Genomic DNA, 22313 nt, shown 5'->3' with positions numbered 1-22313 from the left:
GAATGTTGAGTGATTTACGCCGATGGACAAGTCCTTTTCTGTGCGCGCATAAGCACTTGAAATTTATGTGTGTGAGACGAATATGTTTGATATTCGCAACAGGTTAAACACGCCATGTCAGTCGATATCGGCAATCGTCTCCGTCATCTGAGGATGATGCACAATCTCTCCCAACGCGAGCTCGCCAAGCGCGCCGGTGTCACGAATTCGACCATATCTTTGATCGAATCGAATTCCTCCAACCCCTCCGTCGGCGCGCTGAAGCGCATCCTTGATGGCATTCCCATCGGACTGGCGGAGTTCTTCGCGTTCGAACCGGAGCGGCCGCGAAAGGCATTTTATGCAGCCGAAGAACTCGTCGAGATCGGGAAGGGGGCAATCTCCTATCGGCAGGTAGGAGAAAGTCTGTTTGGCCGCAGCCTGCAGATTCTGAAGGAGTGTTATCAGCCAGGCTCAGACACTGGCAAGGTTCCCCTCGTTCACGAGGGAGAAGAGGGTGGGATCATCCTCTCCGGCCGGCTCGAAGTGACGCTCGACGACGAGCGCCGGATCCTTGGGCCGGGCGACGCCTATTATTTCGAAAGCCGCCGACCGCATCGGTTCCGATGCGTCGGACCGGTCGCGTGCGAGGTCATCAGCGCCTGTACGCCTCCGACCTTCTAGGCGCCTTGTATCCTCGCCAGAACACGGTCAAGCGCCAGGACCAGGGCATCGCGCCCGCCGTTATTCTGAAAATCGGACAGAACCTGTTCGTTCAGGCCGCCCTTTGTCGCGAACTCGCCGCTGAGTTCTTCGAGCGGAACGGTGTCGGAGCGCAGCGCCGTTTGCGAAAGGCTCGCAAACAGCGGCGCGATAAAGGCGCGCCCCTTGCCTTTGGCGAGGCCGCGCTGTTCCAGCCAGGCCGCCGAGACATCCATGATTCCAAGGACAGTGGACATCAGCGAGCTGGCGGCGGCCAAAAGGTCGTACTCCTCCTTGGTCTCGCATTCGACCGCGGTGCCAAGCACGGAAAAGAGCGCCGCAACGGGAGGGTCCGGCGGGAAGACGGCAGTCACCCCATCGCGATCGGCGACGAAGGGCAATGGAATGGCCTGTACGAGGTGAACATCTGCACCGATCCAGTCGAGAAGCGTTTTGCGGTCGGTTGCTGCAATGACGCTGAGAACGGACTGACCCTTTCGGAACGTAAGTCCGCTCAGGACCTCCTGCGCAATCTGTGGCCGCACCGCCAGGACAACCATGTCGCTCGCGTCGATGACCGCCTGGTTGTCGACGGCGACAGTGATTTCGGCAAAGTCGGCCGCCAAGCGCTGGGCGATTTGGGCGTTGCGGGGCGAAATCGTCACCTGCGAAACGGCGGCAGGCTTGGCCAGCAGGCCGCTGACCATGGCGTCGGCAATGGCACCGGTTCCGATGAAGCCGATTTTCTGCATGCCGCACCTCCGCTATCAGCCGGTACGCGCGACCTTGGCCGCGCGAACTCTCCGCAAAGGGGATAGCGTTTCACGCCGGGGGTTACAAGGCGATGTGGGCCGTCCGGGGAACTGGCCAAGGATTATTCTCGCGGGCGCATGGGTGCCAAGGACATGGAGTGCGAATAAGCCTGAGGTGAGCGGTTCCCTGGCATATTCTCGTCAAGGACAAGCGTCTTGACGTCGTCCGCACGAATGTCCAATGCAATCACTTGATCCAGCTTGTCGACCTGCCAAACTGCATAGCCGAGTTCAGCGGAATAGCCGCAATCGTAGGCGCATTTGTCGGTGGCAATAGTACAGGGTGCCGTTGGCAGAAACATGATCTGGGGTTTCGGCAGTTTGTAGCAATGCCCTTCATAGGCATAGCCATAGATTACACCGATGCTCTTAATATATTTTCCGCCGTCCGCCCGGACGAAACGTGATATGCCCGACAATTCGAGCGGAAGTGTCTGATATTCCTCGCCGCTGTCTATTGCGAGCGTTATGTGTTTGTCGATCTCGGCGACTAGATACGCGCCGTCCTTGCGGTACTTTTCTTCGATGGCTCTTCTTAATCGGTCGAGCCAACCGTCGATTGGTCCGGGGATTCGACTAACAAATTCTTGAAATTTTTCATCACGTTCCAATGCCTCCCTGGCTTTCACTACATCTTCCCCAAGCTCAATAGGGGCTTTGGGCTGCGAAGCCGCTGGTCGACCGTACAATCGGACCTCTCCCGGGTTGAAGCTCTCGTAAGACTGCGGGGTCTTTAGCTTTGGATTGTCCCCGACTGCAGGATGGTCATAGCAACTCATAGCTGTTTCCTTTCGGCTAATCTTGATGCAGTGATTTCACGCCATGCAAAATTCTCTTCCAGTCGCGCCGCAGCTTCGCCCTCTGCAGCATCGATGATCGCCCGTGCTGCGCCGCCGAAAGTCAACGTCGGTGAGTCCAGCGCCCTCAACGATGCCCCCAGCGCACGCCCAATGTCATCGCGGGCCTTCTCTAGCGCCAACTTGAATAGCAATGGGCGAGCGCGGAAGCATTCGGACGTCAACGCTCTAAACTCATCGAATTGATCAAGCGTCAGTTCTCTGAGATCCACGTCCAGGAGACGTGGCGCCGCACACCCCTGCGAGACAAGGTTGTAATGATAGAGGTCGACAATGCTGTCGAAGACCGCCCCCACAAAGGGCAACGCCCGATCGTGCGGCTCGCGCGTAACTTCCGACATGCGCCTGAAGTTGGTTGCCAGGCGTATCTGTGTTTCAGGACTGGTTTCGGCGAAACGGTTTAGCTCGTTGTAGAGCAGCAGATTGCCTCTCGTCCGCCGCAGCAGGCGGTCAATAGCGGAATCGAAAGAGAGGAAGGAGATCAGCGACACGCAGTCGGAAAATCCTTCCGAGAAGGGGAAGTAGTCGCTGTCGCGCGATGCGCCAAGGGGAAGGCCCATCTCCGAGAAGATTATGAGGTGGCCAACCTCATGGGCGATCGCGTCGAAATTCAGAGCGTAGGGCCTCGGCGAACCACCTGCGTGCGAGCAGCCAAGTTCTAAAAAGCCATAACCTGCCTGGGCATTGTCCCATTCGACGAAGGGAACGATTTCCAGTCTGGGGATTGTGCCATCGAAGAACCAGCGGATCGGATGGCCAATATAGCTCTGCCAGATGTCGAGCACGCGATGGATACAGGCATAGGCGTGCACGCCGAGATAGGGTCGCGATCGCGGGTCGAGGCTGTCGAAATGGCGGTCGGCGCCTGCTTGCACTGGCGGGCGCCGGATGCCGTCGAAGGGCGGCAGGCGCGACATGCCATAGGGCTGCTTGCTGTAGAGCGGATCTGCCACATACATCAGGGCATCGCTCGGCCCCCCGGAAATCTCATCAGGTAGAATTGAGAGCCAGACGCGATCTGGTTGCTCGTAGCCCGGAATGAAGGGCGGCTGAGGAAAAATCCAGAAGCGCGTCCCTGTGCCGGCCTCCGTAGGGGCCAGCGCAACACTCGGGTGTAAATCCATGTTGGCCTCGCCCTACAGGTCGAAACAACTTTGCGTTTATTTAGTAAATATTAATTAAGTTTCTGTCAATATTGGCGGCTTTGAGATCACGAATGAAAGTATTCGTTGCAACCCAGGTTTCGGTGGGGCGGCGACCGGAAAAGTCAGCCGCCAGTTGGGGCGCAAGTTTCAGTGCCAACAATGCGTCGATCTTCTTCTGCCGAACAAGTTGATGATGCAGTCTACTGATTTCTTCCCGCCGCCAACCTTCTGCGCGAAGTATCTTATCAAAGGATCGGTCCCGAAAATTCATTCGCCGCGCAGTTGCGGTAAGGCTATTGCGTTGCGTGATGCTTATATGACCGAGCCGCATTAGACTGGAGAACGTTCGTTGCAGGTCGATGAGGGCGTCTGTCACGGGTGGAAAGCCCAGTTCAGCCGGCCCCGATTGGACGGCGACGGCATCGTCTGGGGCCAGCATCCAGCGTCTATACCACCGGAAGATCAGTCCGACGCCGATCATGCCACATGGGCCCAACTCCGCTGCCCGAAGCGCTCCCATGCTCGCGGCTCCGATCACGACGATCCCCTGCGCGAGCGCCCATAGGATTTCCTTGTGCCGCACAGACGGACGATCTTCGAACTGTCCGTCGATGATCACCATGGCTTTCGGGCGAAATGCATGGGCGGCAAGCAGAATGTCGCCTTGTGCCACCGGCTGAAGGTAGATGGCATCACGCGTGGCTTGCGCTTCCGGCAGTCGCAGCGTCGGGCCCAGAAAAACCAGTATCGGGCCGGCTTGATCTGTCGCGTTCACCTTGACCTCCTAACGCACGATGGAAAAGGGGTGGCTGCGAGGGATCAAGATCCTGACGCAGCGAACAGGACCGTCGAAATTCGAACCCAGCGGAACTGCGAAAACTGGCCCAAGCTCGGCATCTTCGACGCGGTCGAGCAAATCCTGGAGAGTGGAAACGGGACGGCTTTCCACGACTGGCGTGAAAGAAACTGGATTGAGAATGAGTTGCCGGGCCTTTTCAATAATGCCGTCAACACGCTTATGATAGTGTCCTGCCGTCTGGTCGTCACGGGCGCCTGATATGGCTCCGGCACGGGTCGCCAACGCCTCACGCAAGGCGGTTTCCGCCGCCTGTGCGACGTCTTGGCCGGCCGAATAACCTTCTGTCGGCAGTGCTAGGACGGGATGTCCGGCGCCGATTTCTATTGTCTGGCACCAGACGACGGCAATTCCGGTTGGGGAGGGGGCATGCCACAACCCGGCCGATATATTGTGTTCTGCGAGACATCCGATCAGGCGACTGACAGCCGGGCGAAGGCTCTCGGGAGCAAGTCGGTGTCTGTCGAAAAAGCCGTGTGTGTCGAACGCCCTGGCAATTGCATCGCGCTCGATGCACTCGAAGAGACCGTGCGCTGCCGCTTGATGCCATGTTGAATGGCATGCAAGCCCGGTGGTAGTGCGCAGGAAAAGCCCATCGAAGTCAGGGGGCGGATCAGTGTAGCGCGTGTGCACGAGTTCAAGAGGAACCATCTGCCTCGATCCGGAGCAAAGGTCATAGGCTGCGATCCATCGCGTTGGTGTTTGCCGCCAGGCCGGGTTGGTGCTGTTGACAAGCTGACGGTCGAACAGTCCCTCTGGGATGGCGAGCTCATCCGCACTTCCAAGAACGGTACTCTTGGCCGGAACCAGCTCGGCGTGGTAGCGCTCAAGCGCCTCCATGATCGCTCCGATCGCGGCATGAGTGATGGATCGACCGCGGCCAAGAGAGGTCACTTCTGAAAGGGCGCTTGGACGGATCGTTTGGGCCACCGGAAGCCCCAATCGGTCGAGGCCAGTGAGGTCTGCGATGCGTGTTATTCCTGCGTGCCTGCAAATTGGCAGGAGCCTGCGCAGGTACTCGTCTGCTAGATCGACCTCTGCCTCGAACAACAATGAGCCGAGGTGGGCAGCGACCGCTGCCGCAAACTCGCCGAGGAGTTCGCTCGGTGAAATGTCGTAAGTGGGCTCATCGGTCGACAACAAGGCCAAGGTCCGCGATCGACTGGTTAATTTTCTGCTGGAGTGCGATTGCTCCTTGCATCTGGGCAGTCTCCGCAGCAACACGCAGATCCTCGATGACGAGATTCCGCATCGCGCCGGCGCGGGCACGCAGCATGGCGCGAACCCGGTACAGTTCAGCGAGCCAATAGGCGTGGCCCGTTTCTCTTGCCTTGAGGATCGCTTGGCTGGCCACCTCGATGGCGCGATCGACCTTGCCGTCAAGGCCCAGCATTGCGGCCTGCATCGATAGATAGATCGGCAGGTCAATCACCGCGCCGAGTTCCGCCAGGAGATCAAACCCCTTGCAGAACCTTTCATAGCCCCCCGCAAGGTTTCCAAGGTGAGCCTCGGCCCAGCCGCCGAACAGAAGCGAAAGTCCAGCCAAAGACTGCATTTCGTGTTGTCTGGAAAATTCAGACATCTCTGCCGCAACGGTTGCCAAGCGTTTGTAATCATTACGATAGAATGCCTCAACAGCTTCCACGTCGAGAGAGTGCGCCTTGCTCGGCAGGTGGGAAATCTCGTTCACGAACCGGATCATGTCCTGAAGTGCACGATCCGATTCATGCGTTTGGCCTGTCATCCAGAGCGAGTGGGCCAGTTGGCCCAGTCCACAGACACGTGCATCGTGACCGCCGTAAATGGTCCGTGCTTCTGTCGCCCTTTGTGTGTCGTAGAGAGCCAGCCCCTCCCTGATCGCATTCTGCGTTTCTCTGTGACGTCCAAGGTTGAAGTCGATGGCCCAGATGCAATGCTTCATCTGCAAGCGTATTTCAGGGTCTTGGACGCCGGCCAGCATGACCTGCACTTCCATTGCGCGCTCATGCATCGTCAGAAAATCGGATCCCGTCAGCCACCAACCCCAGTAGATCGGAAACCATCGCGACTTCTCTTCCAGCGGCAGGCGATTGGCGATCTCCACCCCGTCCTCGTAGAGCTTTCGCGCCGGCGGCGAATTCAAGCCGACCGCCCCGGTAAGCACTGGTCCCAACGCGGTTGCGGCCGCTAGCCGAAGTCGATCAACACGGTCGACCATCTCCAGACCGTCGCAGATTGAGATGGCATGCTCGAGATGGTGGCGGGCTTCGACCAGGGCCGAGCGACGTGCAGCTTCCTGACCTGCCTTGATGAACAGTTCCACGGCCGTCTCCTTAAGACCAGCACGCTCCGCGTGCTCGGCACGGGAACCGACATCGATCCACGGTGCAATTGCGGCGTCTTCGCTGACAGCGTCGAAGAGGCGCCGATGAAGGGCTTGGCTTTGCCGCCGAAGCAACAGCTTGTAGATCGTCTCCTGGATTAATGTGTGGCGAAAACCATAGGTAACGCTCCCGCCAGCTCTTACGCGCGTTACGAAACCGGTATCGCACAGCGTATCTGCCGCGTTCGCCAGCGCCTTCTTGCCATAGTCCGGGAGCAGCTTCTGAAGGAGCGGCAAGGTGAAGCGGGAGCCGGCAACGGCGCCGGCGCGCGCCACATCCCGGATCGGGCCCAATTGGCCAAGCCGCACCTCGAGAATTTCTTCAAATGCCGAAATATGTGTTGACGAGGCGGTCTCCGGCATCGTGACATTGTCGGCGATCTTGGTGTCGGATACCCATTGGCATATCTGCTCGATAAAGAGCGGCACGCCGCCGGATATTCGCTCCGTTACCTCGACCAGTTCTGAAAACTCCGCTTGTCGGTGCTGCGGCCAGTTGTGCCCGATCGCCCGCCTCGTTTCGTCCGGATCGAGAGGTTGCAGCGGCAATCGGGACGGATAGGCGTCTTCCGGCCATTCCACGGTCGGCCCCGGACGCGTGGTAGCGACGAGAAGAAGCGGCAGCCTCGGGATAATCCGGGCCGCCTCTATCAGAAACTCCCGCGAGGTCGGGTCGATCCAGTGAATATCCTCGACTACCAACAGAATTGGCCCGCTTTCCGAGAGAGCTTCTAGCGCCCGAGATATAGCATGTCGCGCTCTTTCCCTTATCAACTTGGGATTGCTGCTCGCGAGGCTTTCGCTGCGCCCTTCGGCTCCGAGCAGATAGGCAAAGACCTCGATGACGTCGTCTTCCCTTATGCCGTGGCGCCGGAAGCGGCCGGCGACCGCGGATGCGGTCAGTTTCGACTGCCCGCCCGTCTCTGGCATGCCGGTGAGGCCGTTGACCAAGGGATGGAGCGTCGAGTGAAAGCCGCCGGGCACGCATTGAAAGAAGAAGGATTTCGATCGCTCGGCGCGTGTCAGCCGCCGGAACTCGTGCAGGAGGCGCGATTTTCCGATGCCCGCATCTCCCTCGATGATGATCGTCTGTCCGTTCCCGGCTAAGACGCTCTTCCACGCTGTCGAAAGTGCGTCCAGCTCGTCTGTGCGACCCACGAAGGGGCTACCGAGCCTTCCGAACGCATAGAACCTGTCTACGTCGTTCTTATGGCCGAGTGCGCGCCATGCTCTTTCCGGCCCTTCGAATCCCTTCAGATTCCAGATGCCCTCGAACGAGAATGCATGCGAGCGCCCCGCCAGTCTGCAGGTCTCGTCCGACACGAAGACGGTGTTGGGAGCGGCGATGGACTCAAGGCGGGTGGCGAGAGCAAGTGCCACACCGACAACGGGCTCATGACTCCAGCTTTGCGCTTTAAGCCCCTGAACGAGCGCAACGGAGGTGGCAATGCCAACGCGAACTTGCAGATCGGCGCGGCCAGCTGCCTCGCCGATGTGCCTGCAGGTTTCGACGATGTGCAGGCCGGCACGAATAGCAAGGGAGGCGGCATCCCGTGGTCCGAGGTCGATCGGAAACAAGGCGAGGCCGCCATCGCCGGCTTCCACCCGCAGTACCCCGGAAAACGCTGCGATTGATTTGTTTGCGGCTGTCTGAAACGCCGATATCAACTCTCGATAATCTTCCAGGTCCATACGGTGGAAGAGTTCGGTTGAATCGACCAGATCGTAACAGAGCGCGGTCACGATCCGTCGCTCGATCGCATTGCTTGCGCCTTGGAGTTTCCTCCGGCCGCTCCTGACCGATGGTTTTCTGGCGCTATTCGGATCGTTGTCCTGCATCGCGCTTCCCCCAGGCCACTAGCCCAAAGCTGCCCTGCCGTAACGCTAACACATTCTTGGCCCGTTGCGAGTGTGTCGTTGTGTTGACGTGTATGGTATTGGCCGGTGACGCGGGAGACAGTTTGCCGCTGCCCTGGGATGTCCTGGCGACGTTGCCGCAGGACGCGATTCAGGGCAGATTGCCCAACGTTGGACCGCCGGAGGTTGGGCATTGCTGGAAAGGCTGATTGGTGAGTACGGCGTCCTCGCCGTTTTTCTCGGAGCCGCAGCCGAAGGTGAGACGGCGGCATTCCTGGGCGGCGTTTTCGCCCATAGGCAACTCATTCCGTACTGGCAGGCCGCGTTGGCGGCATGCCTCGGATCATTTGCTGCAGACCAGTTCTTCTTTCTAGCCGGTCGCTACGCCACGAAGTGGTCCTACGTCCAGAAGCTGCTTGGATCGAAACCGATTGAAAGAGTGACGCGGCTGCTCGAAGCGCACCCCACGGGCTTCATCCTCGCCTTTCGTTTCATCTACGGCATACGAACGATCAGCCCCGTTGCAATCGGCGTCTCGACGGTTTCGGCGCTGAGGTTTGTCATACTCAACGCGATCGCCGCGCTGATTTGGGGCGTCCTGATAACTGCGATTGGATTCCTCGCCGGACAGACAGTTGAGGTATTGCTCGGACGGCTGCAGCTCCACTTGCATTTATTGATCGCGCTGGCCTGTGTTGCAATCCTTGTTCCGGTCAGTGCCTATGTTTTCCGGCGCGCAGTGGCGAAACGGTCGGCTCGCCTGGGCGCCTGAGGAGAAGCGGGCGATCAACATGCAGTCACGGCGAACTGGTTGGCGTCAATCGAGCAGGCTTGGCAGGCGCCAACGATGCTTGCCAAGGATGGCTCAAAAATCGCGGCGGAGATGCAGCGAAGCGTGCCTGGCTATGGTTCCTAGCTGTGTTGCGGTGATCCGATCCCCTGCAATGCTGGCGATCTTGTAAGAAGCGAAAGAAACAGTCGTTGCGACCGGCTTGGCGCTGGTGTTCTGTGGGAGAATGCCTATGTTTCGCGTAGTTTCGAAATTACAGGGTTCCTATTTTTGCTTCTCGAAATTTCAATCGTTGTTATTCTCACCATCTTGAATGGCGTCCTCGCCATGTCCGAGCTTGCTGTCGTTTCCTCACGGCCGGCTCGTCTCAAAGTCATGGCCGATCAGGGAAGCCGCGGGGCCGCCATGGCAATCCGGCTCGCTGAGCAGCCCGGAAGGTTTTTGTCGACCGTACAGATCGGCATTACGCTCGTTGGCGTACTGTCCGGTGCATTCTCGGGTGCCACGCTTGGCGCGCGACTGGCCGGTTGGCTAGGCACCCACGGCTTGTCACAGGCCGCAGCCGATGCACTCGGGGTCGGCTCGGTCGTTGTCGCCATCACATACCTGTCGCTGATCGTTGGCGAATTGGTACCAAAGCAGATCGCGCTTCGCGCCCCCGAGACGGTTGCAAGCAAAGTCGCTCCGGCGATGATGCTTCTGTCTCGCCTGGCCGCACCGCTCGTCTGGCTGTTGGACTTCTCCGGCCGCACCATCCTTCGTCTTCTTGGTCAATCGGGCAAGTCCGGTGACGTGGTGACCGATGAAGAAATCAAGACCGTACTGGCAGAGGCGCACAGCGCTGGTGTCATCGAGATGGAAGAGTCTGCGATGATCTCTGGTGTCATGCGTTTGGCCGACCGAAATGCCAGAGCCTTGATGACACCGCGCCGGGAGGTGGAGGTGATCGATGTCGAGGACGGTTTCAACGAGATTCGGGATCAACTTCGCCGCACCGCGCAGGCGCGACTGCCAGTGCGCAAGAATAGCTCCGACGAAATCATCGGCGTGCTTTTGACGAAGGATTTTTACGACGCGCTTGCGTCGTCCGGCCATGTCGACATCACCGCTATTGTGCAGGAAGTGCCGATCGTATCTGATCTGTCAGGCGCTCTCGACGTCATTCAGGCCATTCGTCGTTCACGCTGCCACATGGTGCTGGTCTATGACGAATATGGCCACTTTGAAGGCGTCATCACCTCCGGCGACATTCTGGAAGCAATCCTGGGCGCGGTCCAGGAGGACTCGATTGGCGAGAAGGCGATCGTACGCCGCCACGATGGCAGCTATCTCGTATCGGGCTGGACGCCGATCGATGAGTTTGCCGATTTCATGGGCTTCCAAATTGATAGTGACAGGGATTATCAGACGGTTGCAGGGCTCGTGCTGGAAGAGATGAAGCATCTGCCTGACGTCGGCGAGAGTTTCGTGATGAACGGCTGGCGGTTCGAGGTGGTCGACCTTGATGGACGCAGAATCGACAAGCTTCTCTTGACCGCTGAAGCGCCGCTCGACGATGGCGGAAGCCATACACTTCAGTAAGTCGATCGGACCTGCTCGTTCGTGCGGAACCTTCATGTGGAAAGGAGTTCCCCCTTTCACCTATGGAGGCAGATATGAAAGCTCTTGCAAAAAGCTGTAGCAGCTTTACCGGCACCGTCATGGCCCAGACGGCTGTTGTGACCGTGCCTGGCGAGGTGAGAACCTAGATAACCGGCTAGGACGGTCCGTTCGTTGCCTATGATGGTGATATCATTGTCGCAACGGAACGGCCGTCATCGGTCGAAATACACACGATCCCCAGCAAATGACGCCCACTGTTACGCGGGTGATCAACAAGCAACGCGTGATCGTCGATCCACATATGCACCGCGTGATCGAAATCATCAAATAATCAATCTGTTCACTGAACTGGCTGACATTATGCTTGCACCCGGATGCATCGACCTTGCGTTACGGAATGTAACCTCGGTCGATGTGACCGTGCCCAAACCTAACTATTGGCTTGCCCTCTCCCGGAGTGCCTATTGGTCGGGTCCTAGAGTGATGAGCGCGCTTCCTTTCGGCCGAGGAGCCAGAGAAGATACGGTCCTCCGATCAGGGCGGCGAACAGGCCGACCGGCACCTGGTAGGGATAGATGACCACACGCGATAACCAGTCGGCAACGAGAAGCAGGCCGGCGCCGATCAGCATGGCCGCGAGCAGGTTTTCGCTGGCCCGTCGAAAGCCGATCAATCTCGACAGGTGGGGTGCGATCAAGCCGGTGAGGCTGAGCGGTCCAATGAGGAAGGAAGAGATCGCGGTCATCAGCGCGGCGAAGGCTGCAAGCAGCAGCCGTGTTGATGTGACGCGAAGTCCGACACTGCGCGCCAACCCCGTACCAAGCGGCAGGATCGCGAACCAGCGCGTCATCAGGAAGAGCGGTACTGTCAGAACGGTTAGCGAGATGATTGCCGTCCAGGCTTCGAGCGTGCCAGCGCGGTTGGTCGAGCCCGATATCCAGGTCAGCAGAATGTAGCTTCGCATGTCTCCCTGGGCGAGCACCATGCCGATGATTGCAAAACACAAAGCGCTGATGGCAACACCGGCAAGCAGGAGTGCCTCCGCCGATAGCCCGGCGCGCCGCGCAATGGCGATCATGGCCAGGAATGAAGCCAGTGCGCCTGATGCCATGCCGGCGATCATGATTGGAGGCGAGGGGAAGGCGAATATGAATAGCGTCACCGTCAGTCCAGCCCCGGCGCCGGAGGAGACGCCGAGCATCTCGGGGCTAGCCAGCGGATTGCCGGTCACGCGCTGCATGATGAAGCCGGCCGCACCCAGCATCGCTCCTGCTCCGGCCGCAACGACAATGCGCGGCAGCCGGAACGGGAGAAGATCTAAGAGCAGCGAGCCGATGGCTACTCTCCAGCCGCCATCGGTCGGTCCAACAACAAGCACGGCTACGAACACAAGCAGAAAGCCAGCAGCGAGAAGCAGAAGCGCCGGTGCTGGTCGCAATCGACGTCGCACAGCCCCGGCCGATCTTGCCGTAACCGCCGCCTGCCCGGGGACGCGCGGCAGCAAAAACAGCAGGAGCGGACCGCCGATGAGCGCGGTGGCTGCTCCCGTCGGCGCGAGGTCGGAAAAGCCTGGACCGAGCAGCTGCGTCAGGCAATCCGTCAGAAACAACACCCCGGCGCCGGCAAGAGGCGCAGTCGTCAGGATCTGACGCGTGGTGCGCGCACCGCAAAGCCGCGCGATCGCCGGCGCGGCAAGCCCGAGGAAACCAATGATGCCGACCGTCGCGGTGACGGAGGCCGACAGCCAAACGGCAAGCATTAGAATGGCAAGCCGGACGGCGTGTAGCGAAACACCGAGACCTTTGGCGCTGGTATCGTCCAAAGCCAGCACATTGAGCGGCCTGAGCAAAAGCAGCGCGGCGATAAGACCAGCAGCGAGCTGAGGTGAAAGCGATGTTACGCCACCCCAATCCTGCTGGTTGAGGGCGCCGGCGCCCCAGATATGGATCGACATGGCATATTCGCCACGCGCCAGCACCAGCGTAACGCTAAGTGAGGATGCCACCATGCTGACGATCATGCCACAGATGGCCACGGTGACCGGATCAAGACCGCGGCGCCAACTCAAGGCAAGGGCAAGGGCAACGGCGCCCAGACCACCGGCAAAGGCGATGAGCTCACGCGAGACACCGGCAAGGACGGGCGAAAAACCAAGACCGATCGTCAGCGCCAGCTGCGCGCCGGAGGCGATGCCGAGTGTCGAGGCATCGGCGATTGGATTGCGCAAGATGCGCTGCAGCAGCGCCCCGGCGAGGCCCAGTGCAGCCCCTGAGATCAGAGCGACCACTGCTCGTGGCATAAGGCTGCTCCAGAGCAGGATCGCGTCGAGTGCCTTGGCTTGCTCGGGATCGCCGGGCACCTGGGGACGCAGCAGCAGTAGAAGGACGAAGGACGTGACGCATGCAACCGCAAGCACCCAGGCCGGCATGGTTGGTCTGAAATGAGTGCGTGGTATGGAAAGGCTAGCCATTTCGGACACGGGAGAATCCTTGCGCCAGAAAGTCGGCGAAGCGACTTGCGGCCGGAAGCGCGCCATAGGGGTTGATCGAACCGGTCGTCAGGATGCGGCCCTCGCGCACGGCCGGAAGCGCGTTCCAGAATACACTTCCTGTCAGGGCATCGAACGCATCTTGCGGATGCGGCGGAATGAGGAGGATCCAGGCATCGGGCATGGACGCCAGAGTTTCAATGCCGACAGGTGCCGTGGCGGAATAGCTGGTCGCTCCTTTCCAGGCGTTCGACAGCCCGACCCGCTGCAATACTTCACCGAACATGCTGTCGGAACCAAACACCCGGTAGTGGCGGGCATCGCCGAGATTGATTGGCAAGATAGGGCGTCCATCGCCGCTTTCGGCAAACAGGGACTTATAACGATCCAGTTTCGCAGCGAGATCCTTGACCAGCTGCCGCGCCTCCTTGCGCTCAAGGCGTTCGCCAATTGCCAGTGTTGCCTGTTCGGCCAGTTCGTAGGGACTTCTTCCGGGCACATAGATCGCATGACTTTCGACCGCTGCAATGCGGCTCATCAGCGGATCGGCCCAGGCGTAGAAGTTGGAGTTGACGATCAGGTCGGGGTGGGCGAAGCGCAAGACCTCAAGGTTCGGCGTCCCGCGCAGCCCGAGATCAGTCACGGTCTCCGGCACTTCGGGCGTCACGGCGATCTGCCTGAATTGGCGCAGTTCCGTCGCCGCAACCACGTTGGCACCGATCGCAAGCAGCGTTTCCAGGAGCGCCCAGTCGAGCGTGGCAACCCGTGGTTCTGGCGACCGGCCTTGCGCCACACTCGTGACGAACGTGGCCGCTCCAGCCAGAAAAGTCCTGCGGGTGAGCAGTGATGCGCTCAAATTCATCTCCAGTCGCGCGAAGAAGGTCCGGAAGGGCCTTCTTCATATGCAAAATTATTATGCTACCAGACCTTGCTCAGCTTGAAGGTGAAGGTGCGTGCGTCACCATAACCGCATGCGCCCACACCGCCGCAGCTTTCCACGTATACCTTGTCAAATATGTTGGTGACGTTGAGTGACGCGACCCAGTCGTTCTTTTTGTAACGGACCGCGGCGTCAACAAGTGTCGCGTCGGGAACCTTGAGCGTATTGGCTTCGTCGGCCCACGATTCACCCTTGTAACGCACACCTGCGCCGAGGCTCAGGCCCTCGAGCGTGCCTGTCGTCACGGTGTAGTCGAGCCACAAGGAGGCTGTAACATCCGGCACGATGTACGGGGTTTTCCCGACAAGCGATGGGTTGGGATCGTTCCTGGTGACCTCGACATCATTATAGGCAACTGAGCTGAGAACCTTCCAGTTATCGTTGAGGTTGACCTTGCCTTCCAGTTCGACGCCCTGGGATCTGACTTCACCCAATTGATCCTGCCACGGTGGCACTGCGATCGACACGACGTTGTTGCGCTTGTTGATGTGGAAGACCGAGGCCGTGAAGGTCGCATCCATGAAGATCGGCTCGTATTTTACACCGGCTTCAAACTGCTCGCCTTCCTCCGGCACCAGCGGGCCTTGCGCGCCGAGCCCAACCAGCGGGTTGAAGAAGCTTGCGGCACTGATGTAAGGCGTCACGCCATTGGTGAACTCATAGGCGAGGCCCGCCCGACCGCTCCATGCGCCTTCAGAGGTGCGGAAGTCGTCATTGGCGGGCAGCCGATCGTCCATCTCGCTGCGCACATAGTCGTAGCGGCCGTTAAGCGTGGCTATCCAGCCATCACCGAAGCGGATCTGGTCCTGGGCGTAGACGCCAAGCTGGTTCATCGCCAGAACCTGATTGTAAAGCGGGTTGTTGGGCGGTAGCGGCAGCCCGTAGATCGGGTCAACCGGGCTGATTGGCGTCGTCCCGAACAGCGAGTTTTGAACATTATCGATGCGATAGTAGCGGTAGTCTATCCCCGCCATGACGGTATGGTTGGCACCGCCGAGCTCAAAATCGGTCTCGACGCGATTGTCAAATGCCAATGTGTCGGCGCTGGTATCGCCCTCAAAACCGATGCGTAGCAGGTCGTAGTTCGGCGCCGTCGGCGTGCCGCCGACATAGCCGTAGGGGTAGGGTCCGAATTCATACTTGTTGAGATGCCCGTAGCGAAAGTTCGACGACAGTTTCCAGCCGTTGTCGAACTCGTGCTCCAGCTCATAGCCGACCATTTCCTGATTGTAGCGACCGGTATCGCTGTCCGGTTCGCCCGGGAAGAAGTCGCGGCGTATCTTGCCGAACGGTGCGTCCACCACGGTGCCGACATAGGGGAGGAACCCGTTGCCGACGTGCACCTGATCGAGCCCGCCAGCGTAGGCCCATACGGTGAAGTTAGTGGAGGCGTCCGGAGAGACCGTTAGCTGCGGCACGATGAAGCCGCGCAGGTCATGCGAGAAATCGGAATAGTTGTCGCCGCCGGCGATCTTGCCGGTCAGGCGATAACTCATGGTATCGCTGCTGCCGACCTTGCCAGAAAAGTCGAAACCGCCGAACCCGTTGCCGTTACTGTTGATGCCGGTCTCGGTATAGGAATAGGGCTCGTCGGTCGGTCGCTTGCGTATCATATTGACGATGCCACCTGGGTTGGAGCCGCCGTAAAGAACCGAGGCAGGCCCCTTCAGCACTTCGACACGCTCCAGCATGAATGGATCGATCTGGAAGCCGCCGAAGCCATAGCTGAACAGGCTGAGGCCATCCAGGAAAACGCCGGTTTGCGTGGCGTTGAAGCCGCGAATATAAAACCAGTCGGTATCAGGGTCGGTGCCATAAGGAGCAGTGGTCACGCCAGGCGTATAGCGCAAGGCTTCATCGACCTTGTTGACGACGCCGCGGTCATCCATTTCCTGCCTTCCGACAACGGAGACGGCCTGTGGAATTTCGTTGAGCGGCGTGTCGGTCTTCGATCCCGTCGTGGTTTCCTTGGCGACGTATCCGTTCACGGGACCGATCGCTTTGTTGTCGGCGCTCTTACCCTGGACGACGATCGGCGCAAGTGCCGTGTCGGCGGTCTGCGCCTGAGCCGTCCAGGCCGCGCAAAGACCGATCAGCGCGACACTCGCACTCAAAGCCCGCCGCGCGCCCTGGAAACCTTCTACTTTTTGCATATTCCTACCACCCCGCTCATAGGCCCGCCGGCGGCCTGCCAGGCGCCAGCTGTAATAAGCTGAGCGATTAACTCAAATTTAAAGGTCGGGCTTGGCCCGATCAGCGGCCATTGAACGATTTTGGGCAATTTCAAAATTCATGGGCAGATCTTTGCAAAAATGCATCACTCACACTTCGACCGCTTCCAGCGCGCCGGTGTCGTGCCGACGTGCTTGCGAAAGACACGTGTGAAATGCGCCTGGTCGGAAAAGCCCGTTTCAACGGCGATTGCGGTGAGGCCTTGATCGCTATCGCGCAGCAGCTCTTTGGCAAGCTCAAGTCTGGCGTTCATCTGCCAATCATGTGGCGTGAGGCCGGTAGAGGCCTTGAACGAATGGCTGAAATGCGACTGCGACAGCCCCGCCAGTTCGGCCAGTTCCTGCAGGCGGATGTTGCGACCGCAATGCTCCCGCATGAACTCGGTGGCGCGGCGCAATTGCCACGATGCCAGTTCACCGCGCTTGCGGGGTGGCGTCTTGACCATCTTCAGCACGTCGATGACAAGTGAGAGCGCAAGACCATCGCCGTAGAGATCATGCAACGGAGTGGGACTGGCGATCTCCGTGGCAATCAGTTCGGCAAGCGCCATGGCCCGCTGGTCGAAGAAGAGCAGTTGCGGCTCTCTCAGCTTTTGCGGATCGATATCTTCCATCAGCCGCTGGCTGATGACATCGGCATCGAAATGGACATCGAGATGACGCATCGAGTGTACCTCTGTGATGTCCACCCACAGTTCCATTTCCGCCGGGATATAGGAAATTGGACTCGCTCGACGGTCCTGCGGTGTCCCGGCTGCCGTCGCCGAACGCCTGACCGAAGGACGACCGCGCCCGAGATGGTCGAGAAGGATGAAGAGCCGCGGATCGCGCGCCACGTAATGTCCGCCGGCATAGGCGCCGCATTCGACATCCCACAGGTCGGCTGCAATGCCGTTCCAGTTTCGACGCCTGAGCCCGCCAACGACCGAGAACCCCTCGATCGCGTTCTGCATGCGCGGCTGAAATGTCATGGCACTGTCCTGCAACTATAAAACATGTGTGCAATTATCAAGTTTATTGCATCGCATCAATCGTGACGTTTCAGGTTTTTCAGTGGTTCCTCATCTGTGCATCATGCAGCCGGTTATAGGCGCCACGCTTGGCGATGAGGTCTTCATGTGTGCCCTGCTCAACGATGCCATTGTCATCGACGACGACAATGCGATCCGCTCCCTGGATGGTCCCGAGCCGATGGGCGATGACGAGGGTCGTGCGTCCTTCCGACAGCTCCGCAAGTGAGCGCTGGATGGCGCGCTCCGTCTCAGTGTCGAGAGCCGACGTCGCTTCGTCGAGGATCAGGATGGGAGGGTTCTTCAGGAACATGCGCGCAATGGCAACACGCTGCTTCTGTCCGCCGGAAAGCTTGACGCCGCGCTCGCCGATGACGGTATCGAGACCCGCGGGCAGCCCCGCAAGCATATCCTCAAGCCGTGCCCGGCGGGCTGCCTCGACAATCTCACCATCGCTGGCACCCAATCGGCCGTAGGCGATATTCTCGCGGATCGTGCCGCCGAACAGGAAGACGTCCTGCTGCACAATGCCGATCTGTTGCCGCAGGGACACCTTGGTCATGTCGCGGATGTCGAGGCCATCTATCGTGATGCGGCCACTGCCAACCTCGTAGAAACGCGGCAGGAGCGAACAGATCGTCGTCTTGCCGGCCCCAGAAGGGCCGACGAAAGCGATCGTTTCCCCGGCGCGGATCGTCAGATTGACACGCTCGAACACCGCCGCTGCCGAACTGTATCCAAAAGAAACGTCCTCATAGGCGATCTCGCCCTTGAGATGGCCGACCGTGACGGCATCAGGTGCGTCTGCGATATCTGGCTCGGTATCGATAAGCTGCGTGAAGCGTCGGAAGCCGGCGATGCCCTTGGGATAGGTTTCAATGACGGAGTTGATCTTTTCGACAGGACGGAAAAAGACGCCGACGAGAAGCAGGAAACCGATGAAGCCGCCGGCGGTGAGGTTGCCAGAGAGCACGAAATAAGCCCCGGCGATCATCACGACCATCTGCGTCAGCCGCATGCTCATATAGCTCAGCGAGCTGCTTGCCGCCATGAGCTTGTAGGCGTCAAGCTTGACGCGCCGATAGCTCTGATTGTCCTTTTCGAAGAGCGTGCGCTCGTAGTTCTCGTTGGCGAAAGCCTGCACGACGCGGATGCCGCCGACATTTTCCTCAATGCGGGTGTTGAAGTCGCCGACCCTGTCGAAGAGACGACGGAAATTCTGCGTCATGCGGCTCCCGAAATGGCTCGTCACCCAGGCTGTCAGGGGTACGACAACTGCCGTTATCAGTGCCAGTTGCCAGTTGACCGAGAACATCAGCAGCAAGGCGCCGGCAAAGGTCATCAATGCGATGAAAAGGTCCTCGGGGCCGTGATGGGCGACTTCGCCAATCTCTTCGAGATCCTTCGTCAGCCGCCCGACGATATGTCCGGTCTTTTGGTTGTCGAAATAGTTGAAAGACAGCTTCTGCAGATGATTGAACGCCGCGCGGCGCATGTCTGTCTCGATATTGATACCAAGCATATGGCCCCAATAGGTGACGACCGCCATGAGGCCGGTATTGACAACATAGATTGCAAGCAAAGCGGCCGACGCAAGCAGGATCAACAGCCATTCCTGGCTGAGCAGGAGCCTGTCCACGAACAGCTTGACGGCCATGGGAAAGCCGAGCTCCAACAGGCCTGACAGAATGGCGCAGGAAAAGTCGAGCATGAAAAGGCCGCGATACGGCCGATAATAGGAGAAGAAGCGACGCAGCATTGAAGCACTCGAAATGAGCAGGGGACGGCCGAATCCGATCAGCCAAAGATCCGCATTGGAGAAAACATGACCTGGTTTCTCCATATTCTGAAGCGGGCTGGATAGTGCGTTGCACGCCCAAATGCAACATCGTGCGGCTCGCGCCTTGAAGGCTCGGATCGCAATGCTTGTTGGCGACGTTACAGCGGCGTCACCGGTTCTATTTTGCTCGCTTATGAAAACGCGCGAACGTCAAACAGTATGCCGATGCTCACGAAGCGTGAGCACGCTTTGGAAGCAGGGCCAACGACGCGATGCCTTTCTTCAAGAGCGCTGCGGGGTTAGACTTGGTTGTCGACCGGAGCGTCATCCGATGGATGACACGCTGGCGCAAGGCGTGAAACGAGCCGATTGATGATCGAGTTTGGCGAAGGGGCCGTGATGTGCTTGTCTTCTCGGGTTCATCGGCCGAGATCAGTCTGCCGCAGGTCGTTTAGGGCGACGGCGGCCGCTACTACGCCAACAGTGATATGGAGTTTTGGATCAAGGGCCGGGAAGCGCGCTGACGCGTGATGGGAAGAAGGAAGCATGCCATACCAACTGAGCGGGTTGGTTGATGCATCTAGGAAGCCCGATGGCAACGCGACTTCGCTGCCTGACGAGAATGGAGCGGAAATCCGGGAAAGGAGACATTGTGAGTCTGAGGCCACCACGATCACTCTCCAGCCAGTCGAGTGCCTTGAATCCATTGGAATATGAGCTTGCCTCAGCGCGAGCGGACGCTTTGGGTCGTCAGGGCAGGAAAGCGGAAGCCGCGCTGGCGAGGCTTGCAGCGTGGTCGGCACAAGACCGAAGAATTGACCGACAAAGCCTTCTCGACGACGCCTCCGAGGCCGTTTGGGCGTTGTTTATTCAACGCGAGATCTGCGGACTCCACAATGGGAGGGATGTCATCAAGCGCTACGAAATCCCCGACGAGGTTCTTGCAAGGCTTGGCGCGATGCGCAAATGAGCGGAGCGCGATCATTGAAGCCTTGCGATCGATCGCAGGTCATCTGCCGTTGTCGTTGGAAATCCAAAGAATTCCAGATAGGCCGGGATCTGCTCGAACAACATATCCGTGCCAACCTGAAATGGGCATCCACGCGCGCGTGCCGCAGCGAGCAGCGGCGTGATTTCTTCCTTCATGACGACCTCGCCCACGAAAGTGGACGCAGAAAGCCGAGACACATCAAGCGGCAACGGATCGTCCTTGCGCATTCCGAGCGGTGTCGCGTTGACGACGATATCGAAACCCGTCGGGTCATTCGAGCCAGCAGTCACTTCTGTCTTCGGATAGTGTGTCGTCAGACGGCTTTTAAGCCCATTGAGCGTGACAGCGTTGTCATCATGAAGCGAAATCCGGCGCACGCCAGCGCCTGCCAGTGACGCAGCGATCGCCGATCCGACACCGCCTGCGCCGACGATCAATACCTGCGCCCCTGTTATCGTTTGTCCCTTGCGCAAGAGTCCCCTCACGAAACCTTCGCCGTCAAACATGTCGCCCATCAACCGTCCGTCCGGCGCGAGCCTGACCGCGTTGCAGGAGCCGGCCACTTTCGCATTCGTCGACACCTCGTCGATCAACCCCATTGTCGTAATCTTGTGGGGCATCGTGACGAGGGCGCCGTGAATATTCGAAAGTTTGAAGACGAGCTTGAGGAACGACGGATAGTCTTCGGGCTTGCAACCCATTGGTACGACGACGGCGTCGATGCCACTCTTTTCGAAATAGGGATTGTAGATCAGGGGAGCCTTGAATGACTCTGTCGGATAGCCGAGATGAGCAATTAGCCGTGTGGTCCCAGTAATCATTTCAATGACCTCGTCGAACCTGGACTTTGTCCAGGTGGATCGTCTCGCCTGACCGCGCCGATGCCTTGATCGCCTCGATCACGCGCAAGGTGGCAAGCCCTTCCTTGCCGCCGACAAGTGGCTCCGCTTCACGACGAATGACATCGCAGAAGTGTTGAAGCTGTAGCGCCAGTGGATCGGCCGGAGTGAATGGCACGTGTTCCTTGACAAGCGGTTCAAGCCAATCCGGCTTCGACGCATTGGTCCAAAGCGCGAGTTGGGGAATGGCCAGCGATCCGCCGGTCCCGCCGATCTGGTAGCAAAATTGATGCTGCTGCGGAAACGCCGGGTTCTCCCCAGTCGTCATCTCCCAGCTCCAGGGAGAGGCGACAGCATCGGATGCATTCAACGTTGCGAGCACACCGCCCGCGAAACGGAGCAGGATGACGAGGGTATCCTCGACAAGGTACTGGCGGGCAGAATTTGACTCCATTGCATGGACGGATTCGACCTCGCCGAAGAAATAGCGGAAGAGATCAACGTCATGGATCAGGTTGATGAAGGTCGGCCCCGCACCTTCCTGTCGGCGCCAGTCGATATCGAAGTAGCCGTCCGGCTTGGCGACCCAGAATGTTGCCTGGACAGTCAGGATCTTACCGAGCCGACCGCTGTCGAGAACGCGTTTTGCCGCCCGTATCATGGGGCTATGACGGCGATGGTGGCCAACCAGGATGGGGACGCCTGCCTTTGTGCCGGCGGCAACGAGGAGGGCGGCTGCTTCCGCATTGTCGGCGATCGGCTTCTCGACAAGGACGGGAATTTCCGTTGCAATGGCCTTGAGGGCGTTGTCGACATGAAGTTGGTTCGGGGTGGCAACAATTACGCCGTCCGGGCGCTTGGCTGCTGTCGCCTCGGCAAGCGTGGAAAACCATGACGCGCCCTTGCTTGCCGCAAAGTCACGCCCGGCATCAGAGGGATCGATGACGGCGGAAAGTATCGTGCGCGGCTCGGCCAGAATGCCTTCGATATGGCGCTGACCGATGAGACCGGCGCCCATCACCGCGATTTTCAAGGGAGCCGTCTGCGATGGTGCTGACATGAGAATTCCCTC

At 59.1% G+C, this 22313-nt stretch carries 17 protein-coding genes; 4 read left to right on the top strand and 13 right to left on the bottom strand.

The features are described 5' to 3' along the window. Nucleotides 1–114 precede the first annotated feature (114 nt). Nucleotides 115–663, top strand: a complete 549-nt coding sequence (locus K9B32_RS17865; RefSeq protein ID WP_224564524.1) for a cupin domain-containing protein — start codon at nt 115–117, stop codon at nt 661–663. On the opposite strand, the gene K9B32_RS17860 is transcribed toward K9B32_RS17865, so the two are convergent. From K9B32_RS17860 to K9B32_RS17835, 6 genes are all read right to left on the bottom strand, one after another. After that, nucleotides 660–1433, bottom strand: a complete 774-nt coding sequence (locus tag K9B32_RS17860; protein WP_224564522.1) for a pyrroline-5-carboxylate reductase — start codon at nt 1431–1433, stop codon at nt 660–662. The genes K9B32_RS17865 and K9B32_RS17860 overlap by 4 nt on opposite strands. A gap of 122 nt (nt 1434–1555) precedes the next feature. Continuing rightward, nucleotides 1556–2272, bottom strand: coding sequence for a hypothetical protein (locus K9B32_RS17855; RefSeq protein ID WP_224564520.1), 717 nt, complete (start codon nt 2270–2272; stop codon nt 1556–1558). Beyond that, nucleotides 2269–3474, bottom strand: coding sequence for a hypothetical protein (locus K9B32_RS17850; protein ID WP_224564518.1), 1206 nt, complete (start codon nt 3472–3474; stop codon nt 2269–2271). The genes K9B32_RS17855 and K9B32_RS17850 overlap by 4 nt, the downstream gene beginning before the upstream one ends. A gap of 40 nt (nt 3475–3514) precedes the next feature. Further along, nucleotides 3515–4270, bottom strand: a complete 756-nt coding sequence (locus K9B32_RS17845; RefSeq protein ID WP_224564516.1) for a TfuA-like protein — start codon at nt 4268–4270, stop codon at nt 3515–3517. Nucleotides 4271–4279: 9 nt separating this feature from the next. Then, complete coding sequence (locus K9B32_RS17840; RefSeq protein ID WP_224564514.1) at nt 4280–5494, bottom strand: YcaO-like family protein; 1215 nt, start codon at nt 5492–5494, stop codon at nt 4280–4282. Further along, nucleotides 5478–8552: an ATP-binding protein gene (locus K9B32_RS17835; RefSeq protein ID WP_224564512.1), complete on the bottom strand. Its 3075-nt coding sequence runs from the start codon at nt 8550–8552 to the stop codon at nt 5478–5480. The genes K9B32_RS17840 and K9B32_RS17835 overlap by 17 nt, the downstream gene beginning before the upstream one ends. A gap of 211 nt (nt 8553–8763) precedes the next feature. Between K9B32_RS17835 and K9B32_RS17830 the strand changes: the two genes are divergently transcribed. Together K9B32_RS17830 and K9B32_RS17825 are read left to right on the top strand one after the other, a co-directional pair. Further along, the gene (locus tag K9B32_RS17830) at nt 8764–9342 is read left to right on the top strand and encodes a DedA family protein (RefSeq protein ID WP_224564510.1); all 579 of its coding nucleotides are present in this window, start codon (nt 8764–8766) and stop codon (nt 9340–9342) included. A gap of 288 nt (nt 9343–9630) precedes the next feature. Next, the gene (locus K9B32_RS17825; protein WP_224564508.1) at nt 9631–10941 is read left to right on the top strand and encodes a hemolysin family protein; all 1311 of its coding nucleotides are present in this window, start codon (nt 9631–9633) and stop codon (nt 10939–10941) included. Between the two features lie 496 nt (nt 10942–11437). Here K9B32_RS17825 and fhuB read toward each other — a convergent pair whose 3' ends face one another. From fhuB to K9B32_RS17800, 5 genes are all read right to left on the bottom strand, one after another. After that, entirely contained in the window at nt 11438–13432 is a 1995-nt protein-coding gene (fhuB, locus tag K9B32_RS17820) for a Fe(3+)-hydroxamate ABC transporter permease FhuB (protein ID WP_224564704.1), read from the bottom strand. After that, nucleotides 13425–14312: an ABC transporter substrate-binding protein gene (locus K9B32_RS17815; RefSeq protein WP_224564507.1), complete on the bottom strand. Its 888-nt coding sequence runs from the start codon at nt 14310–14312 to the stop codon at nt 13425–13427. Before K9B32_RS17815 ends, fhuB begins: the two co-directional genes overlap by 8 nt. A gap of 56 nt (nt 14313–14368) precedes the next feature. Then, nucleotides 14369–16543 carry a TonB-dependent siderophore receptor gene (locus K9B32_RS17810; protein WP_224564505.1) on the bottom strand — a complete coding sequence of 725 codons (2175 nt, stop codon included), beginning with the start codon at nt 16541–16543 and terminating at the stop codon, nt 14369–14371. A 164-nt stretch (nt 16544–16707) separates the two neighbouring features. Next, nucleotides 16708–17592, bottom strand: a complete 885-nt coding sequence (locus K9B32_RS17805) for a helix-turn-helix domain-containing protein (RefSeq protein WP_224564503.1) — start codon at nt 17590–17592, stop codon at nt 16708–16710. 79 nt (nt 17593–17671) lie between these two features. After that, nucleotides 17672–19390, bottom strand: a complete 1719-nt coding sequence (locus K9B32_RS17800) for an ABC transporter ATP-binding protein (RefSeq protein ID WP_224564501.1) — start codon at nt 19388–19390, stop codon at nt 17672–17674. Between the two features lie 673 nt (nt 19391–20063). Here K9B32_RS17800 and K9B32_RS17795 point away from each other — a divergent pair. After that, a complete protein-coding gene (locus K9B32_RS17795) occupies nt 20064–20381 on the top strand; it encodes a DUF6665 family protein (RefSeq protein ID WP_318013350.1) in 318 nt (105 codons plus the stop codon). Between the two features lie 11 nt (nt 20382–20392). Here K9B32_RS17795 and K9B32_RS17790 read toward each other — a convergent pair whose 3' ends face one another. Together K9B32_RS17790 and K9B32_RS17785 are read right to left on the bottom strand one after the other, a co-directional pair. Further along, complete coding sequence (locus K9B32_RS17790; RefSeq protein WP_224564498.1) at nt 20393–21223, bottom strand: shikimate dehydrogenase family protein; 831 nt, start codon at nt 21221–21223, stop codon at nt 20393–20395. 1 nt (nt 21224) lies between these two features. Next, on the bottom strand, nt 21225–22301 hold the full coding sequence (locus K9B32_RS17785; RefSeq protein ID WP_224564496.1) for a Gfo/Idh/MocA family protein: 1077 nt from the start codon (nt 22299–22301) through the stop codon (nt 21225–21227). Nucleotides 22302–22313: the final 12 nt, after the last annotated feature.

This window comes from Rhizobium sp. 3T7, from assembly GCF_020166565.1.
In the GTDB taxonomy this organism is placed as follows: Bacteria; Pseudomonadota; Alphaproteobacteria; order Rhizobiales; family Rhizobiaceae; genus Rhizobium.
The sequence above is the reverse complement of the archived record's forward strand: the minus strand, read 5'-3'. Positions and strand labels throughout refer to the sequence as shown.